Origin of the sequence: Paraburkholderia bannensis (assembly GCF_014200455.1) — a bacterium.
Taxonomy (GTDB): domain Bacteria; phylum Pseudomonadota; class Gammaproteobacteria; order Burkholderiales; family Burkholderiaceae; genus Paraburkholderia; species Paraburkholderia bannensis_A.
Genome location: NZ_JACHBW010000016.1, coordinates 180,080 through 203,077, shown reverse-complemented (window position 1 = coordinate 203,077; position 22,998 = coordinate 180,080). Strand labels below are relative to the sequence as shown.

Annotated in this window: 20 protein-coding genes; 1 reads left to right on the top strand and 19 read right to left on the bottom strand. The window is 63.5% G+C overall.

The window, feature by feature from the left end; all coding sequences use genetic code 11:
* From F4827_RS25540 to F4827_RS25500, 9 genes are all read right to left on the bottom strand, one after another.
* Nucleotides 1–273 (bottom strand): hypothetical protein (locus F4827_RS25540; RefSeq protein ID WP_183728084.1); only part of this gene is annotated, 273 nt, incomplete at its 3' end.
* Between the two features lie 45 nt (nt 274–318).
* Nucleotides 319–1,485, bottom strand: coding sequence for a porin (locus F4827_RS25535; RefSeq protein WP_183728000.1), 1,167 nt, complete (start codon nt 1,483–1,485; stop codon nt 319–321).
* A gap of 676 nt (nt 1,486–2,161) precedes the next feature.
* Nucleotides 2,162–3,325, bottom strand: a complete 1,164-nt coding sequence (locus F4827_RS25530) for a leucine-rich repeat domain-containing protein (protein WP_311674334.1) — start codon at nt 3,323–3,325, stop codon at nt 2,162–2,164.
* Nucleotides 3,326–3,514: 189 nt separating this feature from the next.
* Complete coding sequence (locus F4827_RS25525; protein ID WP_183727995.1) at nt 3,515–5,158, bottom strand: FGGY-family carbohydrate kinase; 1,644 nt, start codon at nt 5,156–5,158, stop codon at nt 3,515–3,517.
* Between the two features lie 36 nt (nt 5,159–5,194).
* Nucleotides 5,195–5,923, bottom strand: a complete 729-nt coding sequence (locus F4827_RS25520; protein ID WP_183727993.1) for an SDR family oxidoreductase — start codon at nt 5,921–5,923, stop codon at nt 5,195–5,197.
* 45 nt (nt 5,924–5,968) lie between these two features.
* Nucleotides 5,969–7,228, bottom strand: coding sequence for a sugar ABC transporter permease (locus F4827_RS25515; protein ID WP_183727991.1), 1,260 nt, complete (start codon nt 7,226–7,228; stop codon nt 5,969–5,971).
* 11 nt (nt 7,229–7,239) lie between these two features.
* Nucleotides 7,240–8,094: an ATP-binding cassette domain-containing protein gene (locus F4827_RS25510; RefSeq protein WP_260175400.1), complete on the bottom strand. Its 855-nt coding sequence runs from the start codon at nt 8,092–8,094 to the stop codon at nt 7,240–7,242.
* Nucleotides 8,095–8,185: 91 nt separating this feature from the next.
* On the bottom strand, nt 8,186–9,244 hold the full coding sequence (locus tag F4827_RS25505; RefSeq protein WP_183727989.1) for a sugar ABC transporter substrate-binding protein: 1,059 nt from the start codon (nt 9,242–9,244) through the stop codon (nt 8,186–8,188).
* Nucleotides 9,245–9,368: 124 nt separating this feature from the next.
* Nucleotides 9,369–10,307, bottom strand: a complete 939-nt coding sequence (locus tag F4827_RS25500; RefSeq protein ID WP_183727987.1) for an AraC family transcriptional regulator — start codon at nt 10,305–10,307, stop codon at nt 9,369–9,371.
* A 578-nt stretch (nt 10,308–10,885) separates the two neighbouring features.
* Here F4827_RS25500 and F4827_RS25495 point away from each other — a divergent pair.
* On the top strand, nt 10,886–12,466 hold the full coding sequence (locus tag F4827_RS25495) for an isocitrate lyase (protein WP_183727985.1): 1,581 nt from the start codon (nt 10,886–10,888) through the stop codon (nt 12,464–12,466).
* A 50-nt stretch (nt 12,467–12,516) separates the two neighbouring features.
* Here the strand turns inward: F4827_RS25495 and F4827_RS25490 are convergent, their stop codons facing one another.
* From F4827_RS25490 to F4827_RS25445, 10 genes are all read right to left on the bottom strand, one after another.
* On the bottom strand, nt 12,517–13,116 hold the full coding sequence (locus tag F4827_RS25490; protein WP_183727983.1) for an MAPEG family protein: 600 nt from the start codon (nt 13,114–13,116) through the stop codon (nt 12,517–12,519).
* A gap of 110 nt (nt 13,117–13,226) precedes the next feature.
* Nucleotides 13,227–14,531, bottom strand: coding sequence for a reverse transcriptase family protein (locus F4827_RS25485; RefSeq protein WP_260175399.1), 1,305 nt, complete (start codon nt 14,529–14,531; stop codon nt 13,227–13,229).
* Between the two features lie 398 nt (nt 14,532–14,929).
* Nucleotides 14,930–15,343: a DUF3597 domain-containing protein gene (locus F4827_RS25480; protein WP_183727981.1), complete on the bottom strand. Its 414-nt coding sequence runs from the start codon at nt 15,341–15,343 to the stop codon at nt 14,930–14,932.
* A 172-nt stretch (nt 15,344–15,515) separates the two neighbouring features.
* Nucleotides 15,516–16,205: a hypothetical protein gene (locus F4827_RS25475; RefSeq protein WP_183727980.1), complete on the bottom strand. Its 690-nt coding sequence runs from the start codon at nt 16,203–16,205 to the stop codon at nt 15,516–15,518.
* Complete coding sequence (locus F4827_RS35875; RefSeq protein ID WP_311674327.1) at nt 16,202–16,630, bottom strand: DUF333 domain-containing protein; 429 nt, start codon at nt 16,628–16,630, stop codon at nt 16,202–16,204. Before F4827_RS35875 ends, F4827_RS25475 begins: the two co-directional genes overlap by 4 nt.
* A 105-nt stretch (nt 16,631–16,735) precedes the next feature.
* The gene (locus F4827_RS25465; RefSeq protein ID WP_183727978.1) at nt 16,736–16,912 is read right to left on the bottom strand and encodes a hypothetical protein; all 177 of its coding nucleotides are present in this window, start codon (nt 16,910–16,912) and stop codon (nt 16,736–16,738) included.
* A 346-nt stretch (nt 16,913–17,258) separates the two neighbouring features.
* The gene (locus F4827_RS25460; RefSeq protein WP_183727976.1) at nt 17,259–18,707 is read right to left on the bottom strand and encodes an APC family permease; all 1,449 of its coding nucleotides are present in this window, start codon (nt 18,705–18,707) and stop codon (nt 17,259–17,261) included.
* A 218-nt stretch (nt 18,708–18,925) separates the two neighbouring features.
* Nucleotides 18,926–19,867: a helix-turn-helix domain-containing protein gene (locus tag F4827_RS25455; RefSeq protein WP_183727974.1), complete on the bottom strand. Its 942-nt coding sequence runs from the start codon at nt 19,865–19,867 to the stop codon at nt 18,926–18,928.
* A gap of 106 nt (nt 19,868–19,973) precedes the next feature.
* A complete protein-coding gene (locus tag F4827_RS25450; protein WP_183727972.1) occupies nt 19,974–21,302 on the bottom strand; it encodes an aspartate aminotransferase family protein in 1,329 nt (442 codons plus the stop codon).
* A gap of 23 nt (nt 21,303–21,325) precedes the next feature.
* Complete coding sequence (locus F4827_RS25445) at nt 21,326–22,825, bottom strand: aldehyde dehydrogenase family protein (RefSeq protein ID WP_183727970.1); 1,500 nt, start codon at nt 22,823–22,825, stop codon at nt 21,326–21,328.
* Nucleotides 22,826–22,998 lie beyond the last annotated feature (173 nt).

Sequence of the window (22,998 nt, the reverse complement as noted above, 5' to 3'; positions counted from 1 at the left end):
GGCGTGCGCGAGCGGGGCGCCTGCAATCGAGGCCGCTGCGAGCGCCACGAAAGACGTCATCCGTGCTGCACGCAACAGGTTGTTTTGTTTCATGTGTTCTCCGATTCGGTGCCAGCCGAAACTGGCATACAGCGATCTGGCTCGTGGGTGCGTTGAGTCCACGTCCATCGTATCGACGATGAAAATATCGTTCGTATCACGGACGTGGTCGGGGAATGGATTGCCAATGTTGTGCCGCCCGCTTGAGGGCAGTTCACTGGCAGAACGCTTCATTGCCCGGGGTCATGCGCGCATGGCCCCGGGCGTCTACACCTGCGATCAGAAGGCGTGATACATGCCAATGTTGGCTTGAACCTGGTTGCCACCCGATGCGGTGTTACCGAAGTCAGCAACCGAAGCCTGAGCGCCCAGAGCATGGACGTAGGCACCCATGACGTAGACCGAAGTGGTCTTCGAGAGCGAATAGGTGGCGCCCAGCGACACCTGGTTGATCGACGCCATCGTGCGGCCTTCAGCGGCTTGCGCAGGCGTAGCCGCCGAACCGTAGACGTAGGTGTACTCGGCGGCCAGCGAAAGCGCCGGGCTCACGCGGTACTGCAGAAGGCCAGCCATCACGTTGAAGTGGATCGACGCTTGACCATCGGAGCCCTGGTACTGAGCGTTCGAGTAACGCAGGCCAGCCGTGTACGGACCGAATTCATATTGGCCGGCAATTTGAGCAATGCCTGCGCTCTTGAACGCATTGCCACCGTAGTAGCCCGACGACGGGTAGCCCAGGGCGCCGCCGAACGACGGCTGCGCCGTGGCGTTTTCCCAGCCGCTCTCACCCTGATTGACGGCGCGGAAATAGCCGCCGGCAACCGTCAGGCCACCTTGCAGGTAGTCCGCAGCCACCGACCACGATTGCCCCGAACCCGTCGCGCCGGCAACGCCGCCGAACGAGTACGCGCCTTCAACCTGGAAACCGTGGAAGACCGGCGAAATATATTTGACGGCGTTGTTCTGGTTCGTCGTGTTGTCGTTGTTGTCGACGTCGCCCGGCGTCGAGAATGCCGACGCCGAAATGCCGTCGCCGGTGATGCCTTGCACCATTTCCGTCACGGCATCGATCTGGCGACCCATACGCACCGTACCGTACTGGTCCGACGAGAGGCCTACGTAAGCCTGGCGGTTGAACAAGGAACGCGTGGAACCGATCGGACCCTGGCCGTTGATGCGGCCGGTGCCGATATTGAAGCCGTTTTCGAGTTTGAAGACTGCCGAGAGTCCGCCGCCGAGATCTTCCTGGCCCTTGACGCCCCACTTGTTCGAACCCGATGCGCCGCCATCGAGGCTGAACTTGTCGTGGCCGCCCACATTGGACGTATAGCCGATACCTGCGTCGAGCATGCCGTACAAGGTAACCGACGACTGAGCCATTGCTGCCGAGGATGCTGCGAAAGCGGCAACCGCCATCACGCTGATCTTGATTTTGTTGCTCTTCATCTGTCTTTCACGCCTGGAATAATTTTTTGATTGATTGAAATGGGTCGCGTTTTATTCGAATGTCGATGACGGTGTGCGACCTGCGCATTGCCTGATGCCGCGACGGCTCGCGCCTCATTCACGCCAATGGGAAATGGAGGCCATTCACTTCGCCATCCTTACAATCTCATACAAGGCCGCACAGAAAGTTTCGGCTTCCGGTACTGCCTCAATTAAAACCGCCCCGAGGGTTCGCCCCACACGACAACCGCCTCCCTGCTTCCGTTGCCGATCCAGCCAGCCGCGCGGACTGATAATGTGCCGAGCCTCCGGCTTGCAGCACAAACGCCTTGCCTGCCAACCCCAGCAAACCCTCACCGTAGAGCGAGGTAAGCGACCGTGTGCGGCTTCCCACGTGTAGAAACCATATCAGGAACAAAAATTGGCGTCAAAATTTGTTTGATATAAGTAAATCTAGTTTGATGCACTTGCGCCTTACCGACATTTCCCTTATATGAGCCGACCTCGAAACAGTACGCGCGCGGAATCCGCGCCTGCAATTCGGCCTTGATAACAAGATCATCCTGTTGGTCAATAAGGAAAAATCTGGACTATCTGATTTTTCTATTTCGTCAGCGCGGCCAGCTTGGCCAGTGCGGGATAGCAGACTGCGTAGCGCCGCTACCCCGCCCCCGATTTACCACACAATCCGCGTGCTCGGCAAGGCTGCCCTGAGATCATCGACATTGCTGGCTTGAGTGCCGTAGAGCACCAACTCGCGCAGCCCGGTCAGGCCTTTGAGCACGTCGACATTCCTGACCGGCGTATTCGCCAGATAGAGTTCCTGCAAACCCTTGAGCCCTTTGAGCGCATCGATATCCTGAACATCGGTGCGAAAAAGATTGAGCGTTTTAAGTCGCGTCAGATTGCTCAGGGCGTCGACGTTCTCGACACCGGTATCGGAGAGATTGAGCCTTTGCAGGTTAGTCAGCCCTTTCAGCGCGCCAATGTCCGTCACCGGCGTGCGCGAAAGAACCAGCGTATCCAGTTGAAGCAAGCCCTTCATGGCGTCGATATTGTCGACTTTCGACCCGTCCAGCACGAGCGTCGTCAGATTGGGCATGTCCGCTAGCGCATCGATATCGCGAACCGGCGTGTTGGCGAGATACAGCGCCTGAAGAGCGTGCAGATCTTTCAAAGGATCGAGACGCTCGACCTGCGTTTCGTTGAGATCCAGCACCTTTAACGCGGTCAATTGCCCGATTGGCTTGATGCTCTTGACGTTCCTCGCGCCGCCCAGTTTGAGGGTTTCGAGGTGTGGCAGTTTCGCCAGCACATCCAGGTCGCGCACCTGTGTATCGCGCAGATCGAGTTGTTGCAGGTCGCTCAAGTCCTTCAGTGCAGCGAGATTCGAGACCCCGGTCTCCCAGAGAGTCAGCGATTGCAGACCTGTCAGTTCTTTCAAGGCCTCGATGTTCTGCACCTGGGTTCGATGCAGTACGAGCCGTTTCAGCGAGTGCATGCCCTGTAGCGCGTCGATGTTCCACACCTGGGTTCCCGTGAGGTCGAGTGCCTCCACGTTATCCAGATCTTTCAGCGAATCGATGTTATCGACGGGCGTGTCCGTCAGGTTCAATTCGAGTTTGCGATCGAGTTTGTCGAGATGAGGGACCGCTGCGGCAAGCTGGGAAGTCGTCATGGTCGGCTTCGCCCGCAAGGCGATGCACCCCGGCTGCGGCGCGCTTGCGGCATCGCCGCCGCCATTGCAGACACCCGTGAAAAAACCGAGATCGCCTAGCGCGTGTTCATCCAGTCTTTCCCGGAAGGGATTGAAGATCATCAGCAGGATGACGATCAGCACGACGATGGCGCCGCACAGGATCCAGAATCCGGTGCGACGCGAAACTGGCGGACGCGCGCCTTGAGCGGCTGGCTGGGTGTTGTCGGGCGGGGTATCGGCCACGGGCGGCTCCGTTTGTGCGGGATGGCCCATTTATACACGAAGCGCGAGGCCGCGCCCCGTCAGTGCCGTGCCGCCCAGATGCGGCGCTCAGGCCCGCGTCTGCCGGATGCGCCTCGCCACATCCTGCAACTGTCTGAACGCGGCGTATCGCGCGTCATGCAAGGCGGCGATGTCTCCGGTAGCCGGTTCGTGGACCTTGTCGATGCGCGACATCCGAGCCATCGCACCTGGCAGGTCGCCGTACAGGCCTCCCGCCACCGCGCCCAGCATCGCCGCGCCCAGCAGCACCGGTTCCTCTGCCTCGGTCACGAGTACGGGCTTCGCCGTGGCGTCGGCCAGCAACTGGCGCACCAGCCCCAAGCGCCCGGCTCCGCCGCTGATCACCACCCGCTTGATGGGCGCGCCCGCCGCATCCTGCGCCTCGATGATCTGGCGCAAGCCATAGCCGATGCTGCAAATGCCGGCAACATAGAGCGCGACCAGGCTCTCCTGATCCGTCTGCATGCCCAGTCCCGCGACGACGGCCTTCGCATGCGGGTCGGCGAAAGGCGCGCGGTTGCCGAGGAATTCCGGCACCACATGGAGATCGCCCGCGAGCGTCACCGCATCGGAAAGCGTTTCGCAGGCCTGCACCGCCAGTCCCGCAAGCAAGGCGGGCAGCGATTGCCCGGCCTGCGTCGCACGGTCTTGCGCCTCGTGAGCCAGCGGATGCATGCCGATCAGCCGCTCGATGGCCGCACCGGCGACCGACTGTCCGCCTTCGTTCAGCCAGGTCTGCGGCACCATCGCCGAAAAATACGGCCCCCACACGCCGGGCACGAACACCGGCTCGCGCGTGGTGGTCATCGTGCACGAGGACGTGCCGAACACATAGGCGAGACAGTCTTCGGGCGCTCCGTCGGCGCCCACCGTGCCGATACCGCCTGCGTGCGCGTCGATCACGCCCGCCGCCACCGGCGTACCGGCCGCCAGCCCCAGCTCGGCGGCGGCCTGCGGCGTCAGCCCTTGCCCAAGCGCCGTACCCGGTTCGACCACGCGTTGCCCGATGCGCACGAACGCCTCGTCGGCGAGCACGCCCAGTCCCACCGCGCGAAAGTAACTCTCGTCCCAGCGGCGCTCGTGGGCCAGATAGGTCCATTTGCAGGTGACCGTGCACGTGGAGCGCGCCAGATCGCCGCTCGCACGCCACGTGAGGAAATCGGTCAGGTCGAAGAACTGCCACGCGGCCACGAACACGTGCGGGCGATGCTCCAGCAGCCATAGCAGCTTCGGAGTCTCCATCTCCGGCGAGATCGTGCCGCCGACGAAGCGCAGCACCGCGTGGCGCGTATCGTTGATGCGCTGCGCCTGATCGACGGCGCGATGATCCATCCACACGACAATGTCACGCCCGGCCTGTTCCGTGGGGCCGACCGGCAGCGGCTTGCCACCCTCGCCCAGCACCACGAGCGAGCAGGTCGCATCGAAGCTGATGCCGGCGATGTCCTGCGGCGCAAGCGCCGCCGCAGCCAGCGCATCCTGCACGGCGCGGCAGACGGCGCGCCAGATTTCCGCACTCGACTGTTCGACGATCGAGCCGCTCGAATGAAACACGCTGATATCGTGTTTCGCCGACGCCGCCATGCCGCCGTTCGCGTCGAAGACGCCGGCGCGGGCGCTGCCCGTGCCCACGTCCACGCCGATCACATAGCGCGCACGGCTCGCCGGGTGCTGCTGCTTCTCTAAAGTCATCGCAGTTGCTCTATCGGATGATGTGAGCGACGCCGCTCAAAGATCCACGCTGTTGGGCAGGATCACGAGATCGCGAATGGTCACGTTGCGCGGTCGGGTCAGCATGAAGATAACCGCATCGGCGACTTCCTTCGGCTGCATCAGGCTGCCGGAAGCCAGCGCCTCTTCCATCTTGGCCTTCGGCCAGTCGTCGAGCAGCGCGGTGACGACCGGTCCCGGCGCGACCGCGCCCACGCGCACGCCATGTTTGGCGACCTGGCGGCGCGTGGTGTGCACGAAGGCCTGCACCGCGAATTTGGACGCGGTATAGATTGGCTCCCATACCACCGGCACGATGCCCGCAATCGAACTCGTCAACAGGATGTCGCCCGATTGCTGCGCGACCATGTGCGGCAGCACGGCATGCACGCTGCGAAACGCCGCGTTGACGTTCAGGTTGAGCACGCGGTCCCACTCATCGGGATTGCCGTTCACCACCTCGCCGCCAACATATGCACCGGCGTTCGCATGGAATATGTCGAGCCCGCCGGCAAGCTGGAGGATCTTCGGCAACATGCCCGAGACCTCCGCGGGCTCCAGCAGATCCACCTGCAGGGGCAGCGCGTTCGGTCCCAGTTGCGCGCAGCACGCGTCCAGCCGCTCCTTCGCGCGGTCGATCAGGACCACCCTGGCGCCCAGCCCGACCAGCGCACGCGCGCACTCGAAACCGATCCCCGAAGCCGCGCCGGTGATGGCGGCCACTTTTCCCTTCATGGATTCAGACATGAACGACTCTCCGGAATGCATTGGATTAAACGTGATCGGGCGTCATCAGGCGCGGCCGTGCGTGACCCGCGAGCGGCGCGCCAGCGAATCGACGATCACGGCGATGGCGAGCACCGCGCCCGTAATCATGAAACGCAGCGACGAAGACAGATTGAGAAGCGTGAGGCCGCTGGCGATCGACTGGATCACGATGATGCCGAGCACCGCCGACCAGGCGCTGCCGCGTCCGCCGAACAGGCTCGTGCCGCCGATCACGGCCGCCGCGATGGCGTTGAGGTTGACGTCGCCGCTGCCGGCCTGCTGGCTCGCCGAAGCAAGGCGCGCCGCGGTGAGCACGCCGCCCAGCGCCGCCAGCGCGGCGCACAGCACGAAGGCACTCGTATAGATGCGCCGCACGTTGATGCCGGCGCGCCGCGCGGCTTCGCGATTGCCGCCCACGGCATTCATCGAGCGTCCCCAGCGCGTGCGCGTGAGCGCATAGTTCATGGCGACGGTGAGGCCCAGGAACACGCCGAACATCAGCGGCACGCCGCGGCCACGGTCGAGGTAGGCCACCACCAGTTCGAGGAACAGCGTGATGAGCGCAGCGCGCGCGAGCAGGCCGCCAAGCGAGGGCGCCGAGAGGCGGGCGGCGCGGCGCCGCTCACGCGTGCGCAGCCCGAGCACGACGATCGCGAGGCCCGGCAGCAAGGCCAGCACGTGCGAGACTACGGCGGGAATAATCATCAGTTGCCCGAAGTTCACCATCGGCGACCCGTAGGGCAAGTTGATCGAACCGTCCGAGCCGAGCAGATAGAGCTGCATGCCGAGAATCGCGAGCAGCCCGGCAAGCGTCGACACGAAACTGGGCATGCCCAGGCGGTTCAGCAGCAGCGCATAGAGCGCGCCGATCACACCGCCCACGACGATCGCCGCCACGATCGCCAGCAGCACCGGCCAGCCCTCGTTGACCCACAGCACCCCCAGCATCGCCGAAGCGAACCCGCTCATCGATCCCACCGAAAGATCGATTTCGCCGACCAGCAGCACACAGACGATGCCCAGCGAAATGACGCCCACCGTCGAGCAATCGAACAGCAGATTGACGAGGTTGTCGGCGGACAGAAACACCGGATTCAAACTGGCGAAAACCGTCCAGATGATGATCAGACCCACGATGACCGGCAGCGAGCCGAGGTCGCCCGCGCGGATCCGGTCGACGAAAGCGCGGAGGCTTTCGCCCACTCCATGGGCGTGCTTGACGCGCACATCGCTGCGGTCGAGCAGCGGGGCCGGCTGCGTGGCGCCCTGCGTTTGCTTGCTCATGTTGATTCCTTTCATTGAACGTCCTGCCCCGCATCCGGCCCGGCTTCTTGCCCGGCTTCCTGCCCGGCCACCGGCTGAGCGGCGCGGCGACCCGCGCGGCGCGACACCGCGTTCTCGGTCGCGCCGGTAATGGCGGCGACGAGTTCCGCATTGGAGGAGTGCGGATAGAACACCCCGTTGTTGCGCCCAAGACGCAGCACGACGATGCGATCCGCCACGGCGCGCACATCCTCCATGTTGTGGCTGATCATGATCACCGCGTGGCCGCGCTCGCGTACGCGCTCGATCAGGTTCAGCACCTCGGCCGTCTGCGCCACGCCGAGCGCCGCGGTGGGCTCGTCGAGCATGATCAGTTTCGGATCGAGCAACAGCGACCGCGCGATGGCAACCGTCTGGCGCTGCCCGCCGGAAAGTGAAGCGACCACATCGCGCACATCGGGAATGCGCGCGGACAGTTCGTTCAAGAGCGTCCACGCGCGCACTTCCATCTGCACTTCGTCGAGGCGCATCGGGCTCAACTCGCGGCCCAGAAAGATATTGGCGACCACGTCCAGGTTCTCGCACAGCGCGAGATCCTGGAATACCGTTGCGATGCCCAGATCGAGCGCCGTGGCGGGATCGGTGAGAGTGACCGGCTGCCCGCGGAACGTGATGGTGCCCGCGCTCGGCTGATGAACGCCCGCAAGCACCTTCACGAGCGTGGACTTGCCCGCGCCGTTGTCGCCGACGAGGGCCACGACTTCGCCCGCGTGCACGTCCAGCTCGATGTCGGTCAGCGCGGAGACGGCACCAAAATGCTTCGAGACGCCGCGCAGGCTCAGCACGAGTTCGCCCCGCGCGGCGCGGGATGGAGAGTTCTCAATCATGGACCCGGTCATGGTAGTACCCGCATTCGAAAAAAAACGGGAGACGGCCAGCGCCTCCCCATTGATCTGCATACCTGATCAGTTGTGGAAATCAGTTTGCGATGCCCAGCTTCTTGCAGCCGTCCGCGTAGCGCCCCGCGCACAGATCCTTCGCGCTCGTGAAGCCCTTGTCCAGCACCTCGGCCTTGATGTTCTTCGCGGTGATGACAGCCGGCTTGAAGAGTTGCGACGGGGTGTTGAAGAGCGTGGTTTCCGCCTTGGGCTTCTCGCCCGAGAGGAAGCCCACCGCAACCCTGGCCGCCGCGCCTGCCACGATCTCGCTGGGTTTGAGAATGGTGTTGTACTGGTCGCCCGCCACGATCAATTGCAGGCCCGCCAGCGTCGCGTCGTTGCCCGTCACGGGCGGCACCGGATTGACGCCGGCCGCCTTGAACGCGGCGATGGTGCCGCCAGCCGTGCCGTCGTTGGCGGCCACCACGCCGACGATCTGCGCGCCGAAGCGCGTGATCTGCCCGCTCACCCACTGCTGGGCCTTGGGCGGCGCCCATTCCGGCGTGTCGTATTCCGAAAGCGTCTTGTAGCCGCTGCCCTCCAGCCCTTCGTGAATGCCCTTCTTGATGAGGCCGGCCGCCGCATCGGTCGGCGAGCCGTTCACTTCGAGCACACCGCCCTTGCCAGTCGCCACACCCGCATCTTTCAGATGCTGCACGAGCGACTGCGCGATCGACTTGCCGATCTCCTCGTTGTCGAACGAGACGTAATAGTCGGCGGGCGTGGAGGGCACGGGGCGATCGTAGGCAATCACCTTGATCCCCTGACTCTGCGCCATATGCACCAGCGAGGCCGCCGCCGTCGAATCCACCGGATCCAGCACGATCACCTTCGCCCCCTGCGCGATCACCGAATTGAACTGTTGCTGCTGGGTCGAGGCGTCGGCATTGGCGTTCTGGTACAGCACCTTGCAGCCCGCACAGAGCTTGGCCATTTCCGCCTTGAAGCCGGGGAAATCGTGCTGCTCGTAGCGTGTCGACGCGTGGTCGGGCATCAGGAACGCCACCGTGCCGCTGGGCGCGGCGAAGGACGCGGTTGCGCCAGTCAGCGCCAGGCCAAACAGGGCCGCGCCGATCAGATGGGTCGAGAGTCGGGTCATTGAGTGTCTCCATTGTTGGAAAAATGCCGGTTCAGCGCATGCCGCCGGTGGACCACAGGTAAAGCTTCCCCACACCGGGCAAGACTGCCCGGTGCGATGACAGGTACGAGGCGCGAAGCGTGCGCTAGGCCGGCACGGTGGCCGCGACGGCGGATCCGGCGGCGCTGGCGGCATTGAGGCGTTGCCACGCACGCCAGCGCGACGGCGACATGCCCTTGATCTGCAGAAACTGCCGGTTGAAATTGGAGAGGTTGTTGAAGCCAACCTGGTAGCAGATGCCGGTAATGCTCAGCTCGTCGGACAGCAGCAACTGGCAGGCCAGATCGATACGCAACTGGTTCACGTACTGCACGAAAGGCACGCCCGTATGCCGACGGAAATAGCGCGAAAAGGCGCTGACACTCTGCCCCGCGAGCGCCGCGAGGTCGGCCTCGCGCAATTCCTGCGAGAGATTCTTGCCGATGAATGTCAGCACATGATTGATACGCGAACCGGCGTAGCGCGTCGGGTCGGCGTGATAGGCGGCGCTGGCGAGCCGTTGCGGCTCGGCGCTGCGCAGCAGCTGATCGAATAGCGCAATGAACAGCATGACGCGCCTCAGACCTTGTGCGCCGACCATCTCGCGCAGGATCGGCTCCACTGCCGCGCCAGTCTCGGGGGCGAACAGCAGACCGGTGCGCGAGGCGTCGAGCAGCGCTTCCACACGCCGGAATTCCGGAAACGCCTCGATCGCGCGCGTCACGAAGGCCGCATCGAACTGCAGGACGAGGCAACGTTCGTCCACGCGCTCGCCCGGCGGCACGCTGCTGACCCAGTTATGCGGCAGGTTGGGCCCGACCATCACGAGATTGCCCGGGACGAAGTTGCCGATGTGATCGCCCACGAAATACTTGCCCGTGGTGGCCGTGATCAGGTGGATCTCGTACTCCGGATGGAAATGCCAGCGCACCGTGCGATAGGGATAGCCATGCGCCCAGACCTTGAACGATTCGGCTGCCGGGACGGCGACCAGTTCGAGATCGGGCTGGTCGATCCGGGCGTGCCCGGCGTCCCGGTGGGTCATCCGATGGGTCGTCCGATGGGTCGTCCGATGAGTGGCGGAATCGGCCCGATCAGTCATCGCGTCCTGCGTGGTTAGCATCTGTCTCCTCCTGCGGCGTTGCGCGCCTTGTTCGTTCTTTCTTGTCAGGCCCGCGAAATCGACTCACCGCCGCCATGTCTGAAAATTAACCCGTCCGCATGCGGATCGGCTACTAAAAATAAGACGCCCTACTGATACTTTTTTGCATACGGGAAAGCCCCGATCGCGCCTGATGTCAATTTTTGTGCATCGCAACGTCCGGCACGCCACGCCTCGCTGGCTCCATGAGCCGAAAGCGCATTTCACATTGCGGGATTCACGCCGATTTTCGGTCGCCCGATCTTTTCGCCGCTCGAAAACGCGTTTTACATCGCAAAAACCTGCCGCTATCTCATTGAAAATAAACAATAAATAATGTCTTATGTCTTATATAAGAGTTGAGCGGACAGCGTTACTATCTAGTCATGCAGTGCGCTGCCAGAGACACACAGAGAGACGCAGCGGCACGCCGAACCAACCAGTCAAACGCGCATCCACATCAGGACCATCAGGAGAGACTCATGTCCCAATATCAAGACGACATCAAGGCAGTGGCAGGTCTGAAGGAACAGCAAGGCAGCGCCTGGAACGCCATCAATCCGGAATCGGCTGCACGCATGCGCGCGCAGAACAAGTTCAAGACGGGTCTGGATATCGCGAAGTACACGGCGAAAATCATGCGCGCCGACATGGCCGCCTACGATGCCGATCCGGCCAAATACACGCAGTCGCTGGGCTGCTGGCACGGTTTCATCGGCCAGCAGAAGATGATCTCCATCAAGAAGCACTTCAACAGCACCGAACGCCGCTATCTGTATCTGTCGGGCTGGATGGTCGCCGCACTGCGCTCGGAGTTCGGCCCGCTGCCCGACCAGTCGATGCACGAAAAGACGTCCGTGAGCGCGCTGATCCGCGAGCTGTACACCTTCCTGCGCCAGGCCGACGCCCGCGAACTGGGCGGCCTGTTCCGCCAGCTCGACGCCGCTGAGGGCGCCGCCAAGGCCGCGATCCAGCAAAAGATCGACAACCACGTGACCCACGTCGTGCCGATCATCGCCGACATCGACGCCGGTTTCGGCAACGCGGAAGCCACCTACCTGCTGGCCAAGCAGTTCATCGAAGCGGGCGCCTGCTGTATCCAGATCGAAAACCAGGTGTCGGACGAGAAGCAGTGCGGTCACCAGGATGGCAAGGTCACCGTGCCGCACGAGGACTTCCTCGCCAAGATCCGCGCGATCCGCTACGCCTTCCTGGAGCTGGGCGTGGATGACGGCATCATCGTGGCGCGCACCGATTCTCTTGGCGCGGGCCTGACCAAGCAGATCGCCGTGACGAGGCAGCCGGGCGATCTGGGCGACCAGTACAACTCGTTCCTCGATTGCGAGGAACTGTCGGCCGACCAACTGGGCAACGGCGACGTCATCATCAAGCGCGACGGCAAGCTGCTGCGTCCCAAGCGCCTGCCGAGCAACCTGTTCCAGTTCCGCGCCGGTACGGGCGAAGCGCGCTGCGTGCTGGATTGCGTCACGGCCCTGCAGAACGGCGCCGACCTGCTGTGGATCGAAACCGAAAAACCGCATATCGCGCAGATCGCCGGCATGGTCAACGAGATCCGCAAGGTCATCCCGAACGCCAAGCTGGTGTACAACAACAGCCCGTCGTTCAACTGGACGCTGAACTTCCGCCAGCAGGCCTACGACGCGATGAAGGCCGCCGGCAAGGACGTCTCGTCCTACGACCGCGCCCAACTGATGAGCGTGGAATACGACCAGACCGAACTGGCCCAGATCGCCGATGAAAAGATCCGCACCTTCCAGGCCGATGCGTCGCGTGAAGCCGGCATCTTCCATCACCTGATCACGCTGCCGACGTACCACACGGCCGCACTGTCGACCGACAATCTGGCCAAGGAATACTTCGGCGATCAGGGCATGCTGGGTTATGTGGCCGGCGTGCAGCGCAAGGAGATCCGCCAGGGCATCGCCTGCGTCAAGCACCAGAACATGTCGGGCTCGGATATCGGCGACGACCACAAGGAATACTTCAGCGGCGAAGCAGCGCTGAAAGCAGCAGGTAAAGACAACACCATGAATCAGTTCTGATTCCAGTACGCTCTTCGATTCAAACGCCAACCCGCAACGGTTGGCGTTTTTTATTTGCTGGGCGTTTCGGCGGACTTCGCTCGCGTGCCCCAGAACAGCACGGCTTCGACCAGCAGGAAGGCCGCAACGGGCACGATCGCACCTGGCTTCCCGGCGATTTCATTGCCAAACCGGCTCGCTACGTAGAGCAGCACAATCATGCTCATCGCCATTCCCGGCGCGCCAAGCCCGCGCAGCGCCGCGATGCGATGGTAGCCAAGCCAGAACGCCACTCTGGCGACGATCCAGACCACCGTGGTCGCGACGACTGCACGCATGGCGGCGCCATCGGCGCAATAAGCCGCAAGGCCAAATAGCGCCGCGCCAAATACAATGATCTGCTCGACCGTGTTCTGCAAATATCGTTGATTGATGAGCAGCCTTCTTGTCTCGAAGCGCTGCAATGGATCGAATGCTGGCGACGTCAACCGTTCGTGCGCCACGGCCTCCACACCGGTAACCAGGCAGAACAGCACGGCCACGCAAAAGCATTTGAGCGTCAATAGCATTCGTGCGGCGACGCTTTCCATACCCGGTAGAGGCGACATCCCGTGCTCGACGCCCAGCCAGAGCGCCAGGGCAAGCAACGCAGAGACGGCGATGGCGCTCATGCCGCGCGCGCGTTGCCGACGAAAATCGGACGGTGCCAGCCCGGGATCACTCATGAATTTCCTCTGTGTTTCACGTGGCGATGGATCTACTCGCATCGCGTCAGGCGCAATCAACTCGCCGATTCGAGTCGACTCCAGTCGATGCGATCGAAAATCGCGCGCAGCTTCGCGCCGCGCGCGGGGTTCAACATCGCCGCGTGTGCGACATGTCCCGCGAGCGATGCGCGAAAATCGGCCCGTCCATCGCGATTCTGCGAGACCGGGCCGTGACGCACACAATTGGTTAGCAATGCTTTTAAAGTGTCGAACCGGTCGCGCGCCAGATTCGGATGGCGGTTCACCACGACGCCCGCCAGCTGCTGCCGGATACCGCGCGCCATCACCCTCGTCTTGCGCGGCTGGACAGTGAAGCCCTCCTCCAGCGCAATGGCCGCGACCCAGAGCGGCAGGCGATCGGCCACGCGCTCCAGACGCGCCGCGCCGGAAAACGCCAGATCGTCCGCATAACGCGTGTAGTCCGCGCCCAGCGAGCGAGTCAGCGTGGCCAGACGCGTATCGAGCCGGAATGCACACAGGTTGGCGAGCGCAGGCGATGTCGATGCGCCTTGCGGCAAATGCCGCGCGCGCAAACGCTCTTGCCCGGCCCGGTCGAACTTGCCTTTCAACGCTTCGCAGTTCAACACGCGCAGCGGCACGCGATTGGTCGACAAAGCCGTCATTGCGTGCGAAACGGCAAGCGGATAACCGAGCGCATGGAACATGGCATGAACGCGCGCCTGGGTGATCGACGTAAAAAAGTCCGTGAGATCAAGGCGAATCACGAGCGGCTTATCCGCATGGGGCGTGGCGAACGAGACGATGTTGCGCCCCTTGCGAAACCCATGCGCAGCATCGTGCGGCGGCACGTGATCGAGAAGACCGTGCAGCAGCCTGTGTTGAGCGAAGCGCATCAGCGGCTTGGGACGCTCGATCAAACGATGACGACCATCGCGTTTCTCGCGCGCGTGATACGAATAATGATGCAGGGGCGAGGACGCCTCGCCGGGCTCCACTCGCCAGCGCGTCGCGAGCCAGGAGAGATCGCTGTCGTCCAGTTCGAGCCATTCGGCGAGATCGTGGAGCGTGGGCAGATGCGGTAGCCCGATGTGCGCGAGTTGCGGCGGCGGTGGTCGCTGCGCCGGGGCGCGCCGGATGATACGGATGATTTCGAGCCGCGCTTCACTACTGAAAGCGGCGACGAAGGCGGGCGCGTTTTCCAGCACGGACGTCAGTTCATCGGCCTGCGTGGCGTCCCAGCGCGACGCAAAGGCGCTTAGCGCCTGCTGGGCAACTTCCTGCATCCATGCGCCGTACACACCGAACGTCGCAGTCAGCCGCCCGACAATGCCGGCTACGTCGGGCGGACCTGCGAGCATGGCGTCGCAAGCAATAACGAGCGTGTTCCGCAAACCTGGTTGCATGATCGAAAAAGCGAAGGCGGGACGATGGATCAACGTGCCAGTCTGGCTAGAGCTCATTTGCGCGTCAGCGCAACGCCGCTCTTGCGATGTATTGCGGCTTGCGAGTCATCGGCGGGGTAGCCCCACCGTCCGGGAGCGTACTGCCGGACCCCGGGTCGTGCTTGACCCACCGCCCCGCGGACCGACGATAAGCGCCGCGTATCGCGCCTGTCAAGCGCACCTTTGGAATCGTCCCGTCGTGGAGCGATGGGCCATAAAAAAGCGAGCCGCGGGATTTGCTCCCGCGACTCGCCTTTGCGCTTCTTCCCATCCCGGCTCGCCTCTTCAGACGAGACCGCCATGTTGAAAGCGGATCAACCCGCCAGGTCGGCCGGCAGCTTGCCGCCGTTCGCGGCCAGCGCTGACATGACCTGCTTGTGCAACCAGATGTTCATGCTCGCCGAATCGTTCAAGTCGCCCGAGTACTTGAGTTCCTGCGCGAGTTGCTTGCGATGGTCGAGGCTGCTGTCCACGCCGAGCGCCTTCATCGTATCGACGATCGACACGCGCCAGTTCAGCGTCTGGCCGCTTTCGGACACGAGCTGGTCCATCACGACGGCAACGTCGACGTCGGTGAGCGGCGCGGGAGCCGGTGCGGCTTCGGGGGCGGCAGCCTGAGCGGCCGCCTGCGCCACTGCGGGGTCCGGCGTCGGCTCGACGGCCGGCGGCGTCTGGTCGGGTTTGGCCTTGTGGAACAGCTTGTTCACGATATCGCCAAAGATGCTCATTTGCTTGACTCCTGTGGGGGTTGCTGGTTGCCGAGGCGGCGCCGCAGCGCCGTCTTTGCCTCGTCAGGCGAAGTATGCCGGAGCATGGAAAATCGCCGTCCTGAAAATGCCCTGAAATGTGCCTGTCACATGGACGATGCTGGCGTTCGATGCTCCGCACCCGCCTCTGCAATTACCGCATATCGCATATCAATTGCAGCACGGCCTGCGCGCGCTCCAGCGGCAACTCGCTGATCGACAGGTGCACGGTGCCGGCCTGCTCGCTGTCCACTTTCACGTCGATCTGTGGCCCGCCCGTGACAAGGCGCGGCAGCACCACCGAGCGATGCCCCATCCACTCGGTGCTATGCAGCCCGATGCTCGCCAGCAGCGTAGGCATGATGAACAGGTGCGCGGGCCGCGCAATGGCGTAGCCGCGTGGCACGCCCTGCGCATACGACGCCTGCGCGGCATCCGCCTCGCCCTGCTCGCCACGCCGCGCGCGAATCCTGTCGAGCACGTCGAGATAGCCGGGCATCAAGCGCCCCTTGATCTCCTCGGCAAGACGGGTCGCTTTCTTGCTGAGCGACAGCGAAATCATGCGGCGGAAACGGCATGCACGCAGGGTTTCGACGCTGAGGTAGTCAGCGGCCCGCACCGGCGCGCCATCGAGCGCAAGCACACACTCCACCACGATGCGCCCCGGCGCCTCGGGCGGCGAAAAACGCAGCAGCAAGGTCGCGTCCCGATTGATATTCGGCAGGCGCACGACCCAGGCCCGGGCCTGCGGCCTGGACGAAGCATGGTCGATCTGCGCATGCAGGGCGTGTGCGAGCACCTGCACGTCGTCGCCATAGTCTCGATTTGTAGCCGGCGTGATCATTGCGCGGCCGCCTGGCATTCGCCGCGCAGCAAGGCCCACTCCTCGCACTGGTGACCGTTGGGCAGCTTGCAGATGCCGGTCTGCCCTTCGGCAGTCTGAACGATCTGCAGCGTTCCGCCGATGTGAACGCAGTTGACCGACGCCGGGTTGGCCAGCGACGCCTGTTGCTGCGCGGGACTTTGTGCACTGGTTGGAAGCGGTTGGGCACAAGCGGCAGTCGCGCAGAACGCGGCGACGAGTGCGGGGAGAAAGTGGATTGTTTTCATGTTGGCCACCGGGTGAGCAAGCGTTTCGATCCGCCGCCGGACGACGAAACCGGCATTTGCCAATGCAGGCGGCGACACGCCGGGCTTCTTCAGGACCGGTGAAACGCAATGATCACCAGAATGCCGATCGAAGCCCGCGCATCCCTGACGGTACAACATGCTTCGCGCGGCTGCGCGGGCGGCGTCACGAATTCGGAATTTACTCACTTGTCGCGAGGTGATAAGTGGAAGCCCGATCAAACCCGCAGCGGCATCACGGCTCAGCTACTTTCTGATCGCCGCCGTCACCACGATGTATTCGCCGGGATGGCGCTGCTTGAGCAGGACCCAGGCCTGATCGATGGCGGCGTCGCCTGAAACCGCGTCAACCCGGATCGCGGAGCCGATGTCCGTGGCGGTGTTTATATGGCGATGCGTGTATTTGACGATGAAAGCCGGCATATCTTCCTCGAATGGCTGTTGCGGCATACGCGAGCTCGATCCGACGGCTGGTAAATGGCCGCTGAATCTTCGGCGAGTGTATCGCTACGACCCTGAATTCGATACCGCGGCCCACAGTCTTTGACATTTCGCCGATCTCGGCCTGCCTCTGGCGCTGACGGGCCATGCCTGGATCGGGCCAGAAATGTTGCCGATCGTTGAAGCGCGCGAATCCGGCTCTGCAATTGCCGTGCCCTGCCGCGTAAACGCAGCGCGGCCCGTCATCGACGGGCCGCAGGGCGCATTTCGGACAACAGGAAGCGACAACCGGCCAATGATTGGCTATTGATTAACTTTTGACCGGCTACTACAGGCGCGAACTGCCGAGCCGCCCATACGCCTCGGGGTCACGCTGTTTCAGGCGGCGCGCCAGATACACGCCGATCACGGCGAACACCGGCAGGAGCGCCGTCAACGCATACGAGAGCGTGGCCCCCGCCCCCGTAAGCAGCGGGAAGTTCGCGATCGCGAGCATCAGCACCACAGCCAGCGCGATCCCCGACATTACCGGGAACCACACGACCCGCAGCGCGCCTTCCTGACGCACGCTCTGGCGGCGAAAGAACGCGAACACCGCCGCCGATGCCAGCGCCATCAGCGCGATGATGCACAGCGTCGCGACGTTGGTGAGCCACGAGAAGAGCGTGAGCACCGGGTCGGCGTGCGCGACGATGAACACCAGCACCACCACCGCCGCAATCGCCGACTGCCACAGCGAGCCGCGATGCGGACTGCAATGCACCGCATGCGTGCGTCCAAGCGATTTCGGCAGCAGCCCTTCACGGCCGCTGGCGAAGAAGTATCGTGCAGCCGAGTTGTGGAACGCCAGCAGGCCCGCATACACGCTCGTGATGAACAGCACGCTCATCGCCGCCGTGAGCGTGCTATTGGCGTAATGATCGGAAAGCGTGTAGAGGAAGGTAGTCGGATCCTGCAACGCATTGAGCGTCTTGACGATATCGTCCGCGCCCGCGCCAATCACCATGCACCAGACCGAGAACGCATAGAAGCCGCCAATCAGCAGTACTGAGATATACGTCGCGAGCGGCACGGTACGTTGCGGGTCTTTTGCTTCCTCGCTGTAAATCGTGGTGGCCTCGAAACCGATAAAGCTCGCGAAGCAGAACAGGAAGCCAAGCGCGGGCGTGCCGCTCATGAACACATGCGGCGTGAAGGAAACGACATTCACGCCATGCGCGCCGCCGCTCTTGAGAATCGCAAGATCGAGAATCAGCACGACCACATACTCGCCGAGCACGAGCAGCGACAGCACCTTGGCCGACAGATCGATCTGCCGATAGCCCAGCACGGCAATGCTCGCCATCGCAGCCAGCGAGCACGCCCACCATGGCGCATTCAGGCCGAAATGCGTCTGCAGAAAGCCCGACGCCACCGCGCCGAACATGCCATAGAGGCCAATCTGCATCGTGTTGTAGCCGAGCAGCGCGAGCAACGCGGCAGCGCCCCCCGCCGTGCCGCCCAGACCGCGCGCGGTGAATGCGTAGAAGCCGCCGGCGTTGGTGACGTGACGCGACATCGCCGTGTAGCCCGCTGCGAACAGCAGCAGGATCAGGACGGTGGCGATGAGCAGCGCCGGCGTGCCCGCGCCGTTGCCCAGCATGATGCCGATGGGAAAGCCGCCCGCGATGGCGACCAGCGGCCCGGCGGCGGAAATGACGAAAAAGACAATGAAGCCCAGTCCAAGGGCGCCTTTGCGTAGTTCGGTCGAGGGCGTGGGTTCTGCCGCGACGTTCATGTATCTCGCTCCGATGAGGTGTTATCGTGCCGCGGCGCGCCAGGCGGGCCGGGTGTTGGGAACACTGTAGGGAGCCAAAATTGCCGACCGGCAGCACAAATCGGCAAGCCGCGCGGCGCGGAGCCGGAACCAGGGTTAGTCGGGAGAAGAATCGTGCGCGAAAGGCGCGACGGTGTAAGGAGACCGAAAAATAGCGGGTAAAACGACGGGCGCGGCCCTCAGCCCTTGCGCACCGTTTGCGAAGGCAGTTCGCCAAACAGATCGCGATACTCGCGCGCGAAATAACTAAGGTGCGTGAAGCCCCAGCGCGCGGCGGCGTCGCCGATCCGCAGTTCGTCCGCGCTGGTGGAGCGCAGCAGGCGATGCACGGCGTTCAGGCGGATCGAGCGCAGATACTCCACCGGCGTGACGTTCGCCACGCGCTGGAAGCTCGTTTGCAGCGTGCGGCGGCTGCAGCGCAGCATGCGGCACAAATCGAGCACCGTGAGGGATTCCTGGGTGTTGTCCTCGGTGATGCGCTCGCAGCGTTTGACGATGTCGCTATAGGTGGCGTGCGTGAGGTCGCGCGAAGGCAGCCCCGTCGCGCTTTCGAGCAGGCCGAGCAGCACGCTCAGCACCTCGTCCTGGAAGCGCTTGATGGAAGCCGGATGCGCAAACGCAGCGCCATCGCGCTCGCTCGCATCGAGAAAAGGGGCAAGGCGCTGGCGCAGCGCCTGGGCAGCTTCGGCCGGAAACGGCACCACGTTGCGGCGCAACTGGCGCGCGGCCTCTTCGCCGATGGTCACGGCGACGAGTTCGAACATGGTCTCCGCGGGCAGGCTCACGCCCACATAGTGCATGGCCTCGGGCGTGTAGAAACGGAATTCCTCGCCGGGGCCGAGCTGCATGAGTGCATAGCCGTCGACCTTCTGGCCCTGGAAGGTGCCCACGACCGGCGCGTAAAGCGGCACCGCGAGCGAGGCAAAGCCCGCAGGCGAGACGCCTGCCTGCACCACCCGGCGGTTGGTTTGCTCACGGAAAAAATGAAATTCCCCCGACGAGGCCTGCACGACGCGGCTTTCGTAGCGGCCCGGCGTCATCTGACGATAGACCTGCTCCCAGCCATTCATGGCGAGCGAATGATCATGCACATCGGCAAGCGCGCTGACCCTGAAATCCATCTGCTGTCTCCTGCATGAATCAACAGCATTTTAATCGACGAAGTTTAATAGCCGAATATTAATGGATGAAAACGGGTCAGCGCTTGCCAGAAAAAAATGCCTGAATTCAGGCCTCCTCGAAGCCCGCCGCCAGCGCCCGCGCAATGGCGTCGATCTGCGCGGTCTCGATCACGAGCGGCGGCGAAAGAATGATCTTCGTACCCACCGGACGCACCAGCACGCCGTTTTCGCGCGCGATTTCCGCTACGCGACTGGCGTAGCCGTCGCTCGGCTCGATCGGCTCGCGCGTAGCCTTGTCCTTGACCAGATCGAGCGCCACCATCAGCCCCTTGCCGCGCACGTCGCCAACCGCGGCATAACGCTTCGCAAAGGGCCGCAAGGCTTCGAGCAGATGTTTGCCCTGGGTCGCCGCATTGGCCGGCAGGTTTTCTTCGGCGACGATCTTGAGATTCGCCAGCGCCGCCGCGCACGCCACCGGATGCCCCGCGTAGGTGTAGCCGTGCATCAGCGCACCGGTGAAATCGGCGTTCTTCATGAAAGCCTGTTCGATGCGCGCGTTGAAGGCCGTTGCGCCCAGCGGGATATAGCCCGACGAAATCCCCTTCGCGAAGCACATGATGTCCGGCTTCACGCCCCAGCCACGGCTGCCGAACATGCTGCCCGTGCGGCCGAATCCGGTCACGATCTCGTCGGCAATCAGCAGGACTCCGTACTTATCGCAGACTTCGCGGATCAGCGGCCAGTAGTTTTCCGGCGGCACGATCACGCCGCCCGCGCCTTGCACCGGCTCGGCAATAAAGGCGGCGACCGTGTCGGGGCTCTGAAACAGGATCTCGCGCTCAAGCATTTCGGCGCAGATACGGCCCAGCTCCTGCGGGTCCTGCGTGAACGGATTGCGGTAAAGCCACGGCGTTTCCACATGGAAGCAACCTGGCAGATTCGGCTCGTAATTGCGGCGAAACACCGTGTTGCCATTGACCGACGCACCGCCGAAATGCGTGCCGTGATAACCCTGCTTGAGCGAGATGAACTTGGTGCGATCGGCCTGGCCTTCGAGCTTCCAGTACTGGCGCGCGAGCTTGAGCGCCGACTCCACGGCGTCCGAGCCGCCCGAGCTATAGGTCACGCGCGTCATGCCTTCGGGTTCGAGCATCTCGATCAACAGGCGCGACAGCTCCTCGGCGCGCGGATGCGAAATGCCGTCGAACAACTGGAAGTATTCGAGCTCGTCGAGTTGTGTGGTGATGGCCTCTTTCACCTCGCGGCGGTTATGGCCAATGTTGACGTTCCAGAGCCCCGCCACGCCGTCGACCAGCTGTTTGCCGTGCTCGTCGAACACGCAGCAGCCGTCGCCGCGCACGATACGGATTGGCGTGCGCCGCTGCATCTCGGCGGGGTGGATCATCGGATGCCAGAAGGCGGATTGATTGCTCATGGTGTCTCCTTCGGATGCGCTTTTCAGTGCGCGATGCAGATGGATTTGGTTTCGGTGAAGCCTTCCACCGCATACTTGCCGAACTCGCGGCCCATGCCCGATTGCTTGTAGCCGCCGAACGGCATCGACGGATCGAGCGGCACATGGCAATTCACCCAGACCGTGCCCGCCTCGATACGCGGCACGAGATTCATGACCGTGCGCAGATCGTTGCTCCAGAGACTGGCGGCCAGACCATAAGGCGAATCGTTGGCCTGACGCAGCGCCTCGGCGGGATCGTCGAAGGGAATCAGCGCGAGCACCGGGCCGAACACTTCATCGCGCACCAGCGCGGCGTCGTGCGGCACATCGGCGATCACGGCCGGATTGACGTAGTAGCCCGGATGATCGACGCGCGTGCCGCCGGCGAGGAAGCGCAAACCATCGGCATGAGCGCGCGCGATATGCTGCTCCACGCGCTCGCGATGCTGCGCGGAAACGAGCGGATTGATCTGCGCGTTGGGATCGAGGCCGGCACCGAGCGTCATCGACCGCGCGACATCGGCGAGAGCGTCGGCGATCTGCCGATACTTGCTGCGATGGATATAGATGCGCGAAGCCGCCGCGCACACCTGCCCCTGATTCAGGAAGCCGCCTGCCAGCGCGCCCTGCACGGCCTGATCGACATCGACATCGGCCAGCATCACCGCAGGATTCTTGCCGCCCAGTTCGAGCGAGAAACGCGTCATGTTCTGCACGGCCGCCGTGCCGATCAGCTTGCCCGTAGGCGTCGAGCCGGTGAACGAGATTTTCGCGATCTGGGGATGCGAGGCCAGCGCCGCGCCGCATTCGCGAGCGCCGGTAACGACGTTGAAGACGCCCGGCGGGATGCCCGCCTCCACGGCGATTTCCGCGAGGCGCAGCGCCGTGAGCGGCGTTTCGGGCGAAGGCTTGATGACGATGGTGCAGCCTGCCGCGAGCGCCGGAATCAGCTTCCACACCGCGATCATGAGCGGGAAATTCCACGGCACGATGCCCGCAACCACGCCGACCGGCTCCTTGCGCGTGAACGCCGTGTAGCGCGCGCCGGGCGGGAACGGAATCGACACGTCGAGCGTTTCGCCGGTGATCTTGGTGGCCCAGCCGGCCATGTAACGCACGTATTCAACGGTCGCGCCCACTTCGATCGCGCGCGAGATGTTGATCGACTTGCCCTGCTCCAGCGTTTCGAGCTGCGCGAGGTCCTCGGCGTTGGCTTCGATCAGGTCGGCCAGATGCAGCAGGATGCGCTCGCGATCGGCGGGACGCAGACCGCTCCAGACACGCGCATCGAACGCCTCGCGCGCGTTGGAGACGGCACGGCCGACATCGGCGGCATCGGCATCGGGGACGGTGGCGATCACCTCTCCCGTGGACGGATCGAACACCTCGACACGCTTCGCGCTCTGCGCGGGCTGCGGGCCGCCGTTGATGAAGAGGCCATGTTCGCGCGCGACGAACGCACGCACGCTGTCGTTGACCCGGACCTTCGCATCGCTACTCATATCGTCAATCTCTCGCTTGTCACACAGTGGGTACCCGGTAAGCGCCTGGCCCGCGCGGGCGGGCACGGCTTCTGACGCCGACTTTAGGTGCGCGAGTGAGCGGGCGTTAGCGCAAATTGGCAGATCGCCGTGCGATGCGGGTAAACGTTCATCGCCGACCTGAGCACCGCGCC

What these genes read in the sequence shown, in the direction of transcription:
- F4827_RS25515 (WP_183727991.1), bottom strand. Translation starts at nt 7,228, where the DNA reads ATGAGCAAGCAAACGCAGGGCGCCACGCAGCCGGCCCCGCTGCTCGAC.
- F4827_RS25445 (WP_183727970.1), bottom strand. Translation starts at nt 22,825, where the DNA reads ATGAGTAGCGATGCGAAGGTCCGGGTCAACGACAGCGTGCGTGCGTTC.
- F4827_RS25525 (WP_183727995.1), bottom strand. Translation starts at nt 5,158, where the DNA reads ATGACTTTAGAGAAGCAGCAGCACCCGGCGAGCCGTGCGCGCTATGTG.
- F4827_RS25465 (WP_183727978.1), bottom strand. Translation starts at nt 16,912, where the DNA reads ATGCCGGCTTTCATCGTCAAATACACGCATCGCCATATAAACACCGCC.
- F4827_RS25475 (WP_183727980.1), bottom strand. Translation starts at nt 16,205, where the DNA reads ATGATCACGCCGGCTACAAATCGAGACTATGGCGACGACGTGCAGGTG.
- F4827_RS25460 (WP_183727976.1), bottom strand. Translation starts at nt 18,707, where the DNA reads ATGAACGTCGCGGCAGAACCCACGCCCTCGACCGAACTACGCAAAGGC.
- F4827_RS25455 (WP_183727974.1), bottom strand. Translation starts at nt 19,867, where the DNA reads ATGGATTTCAGGGTCAGCGCGCTTGCCGATGTGCATGATCATTCGCTC.
- F4827_RS25535 (WP_183728000.1), bottom strand. Translation starts at nt 1,485, where the DNA reads ATGAAGAGCAACAAAATCAAGATCAGCGTGATGGCGGTTGCCGCTTTC.
- F4827_RS25480 (WP_183727981.1), bottom strand. Translation starts at nt 15,343, where the DNA reads ATGAGCATCTTTGGCGATATCGTGAACAAGCTGTTCCACAAGGCCAAA.
- F4827_RS25485 (WP_260175399.1), bottom strand. Translation starts at nt 14,531, where the DNA reads ATGCTCGCAGGTCCGCCCGACGTAGCCGGCATTGTCGGGCGGCTGACT.
- F4827_RS25505 (WP_183727989.1), bottom strand. Translation starts at nt 9,244, where the DNA reads ATGACCCGACTCTCGACCCATCTGATCGGCGCGGCCCTGTTTGGCCTG.
- F4827_RS25450 (WP_183727972.1), bottom strand. Translation starts at nt 21,302, where the DNA reads ATGAGCAATCAATCCGCCTTCTGGCATCCGATGATCCACCCCGCCGAG.
- F4827_RS35875 (WP_311674327.1), bottom strand. Translation starts at nt 16,630, where the DNA reads ATGTTGTACCGTCAGGGATGCGCGGGCTTCGATCGGCATTCTGGTGAT.
- F4827_RS25490 (WP_183727983.1), bottom strand. Translation starts at nt 13,116, where the DNA reads ATGAGCGCCATCGCCGTCTCTGCGTTGCTTGCCCTGGCGCTCTGGCTG.
- F4827_RS25495 (WP_183727985.1), top strand. Translation starts at nt 10,886, where the DNA reads ATGTCCCAATATCAAGACGACATCAAGGCAGTGGCAGGTCTGAAGGAA.
- F4827_RS25520 (WP_183727993.1), bottom strand. Translation starts at nt 5,923, where the DNA reads ATGTCTGAATCCATGAAGGGAAAAGTGGCCGCCATCACCGGCGCGGCT.
- F4827_RS25500 (WP_183727987.1), bottom strand. Translation starts at nt 10,307, where the DNA reads ATGACCCACCGGGACGCCGGGCACGCCCGGATCGACCAGCCCGATCTC.
- F4827_RS25510 (WP_260175400.1), bottom strand. Translation starts at nt 8,094, where the DNA reads ATGATTGAGAACTCTCCATCCCGCGCCGCGCGGGGCGAACTCGTGCTG.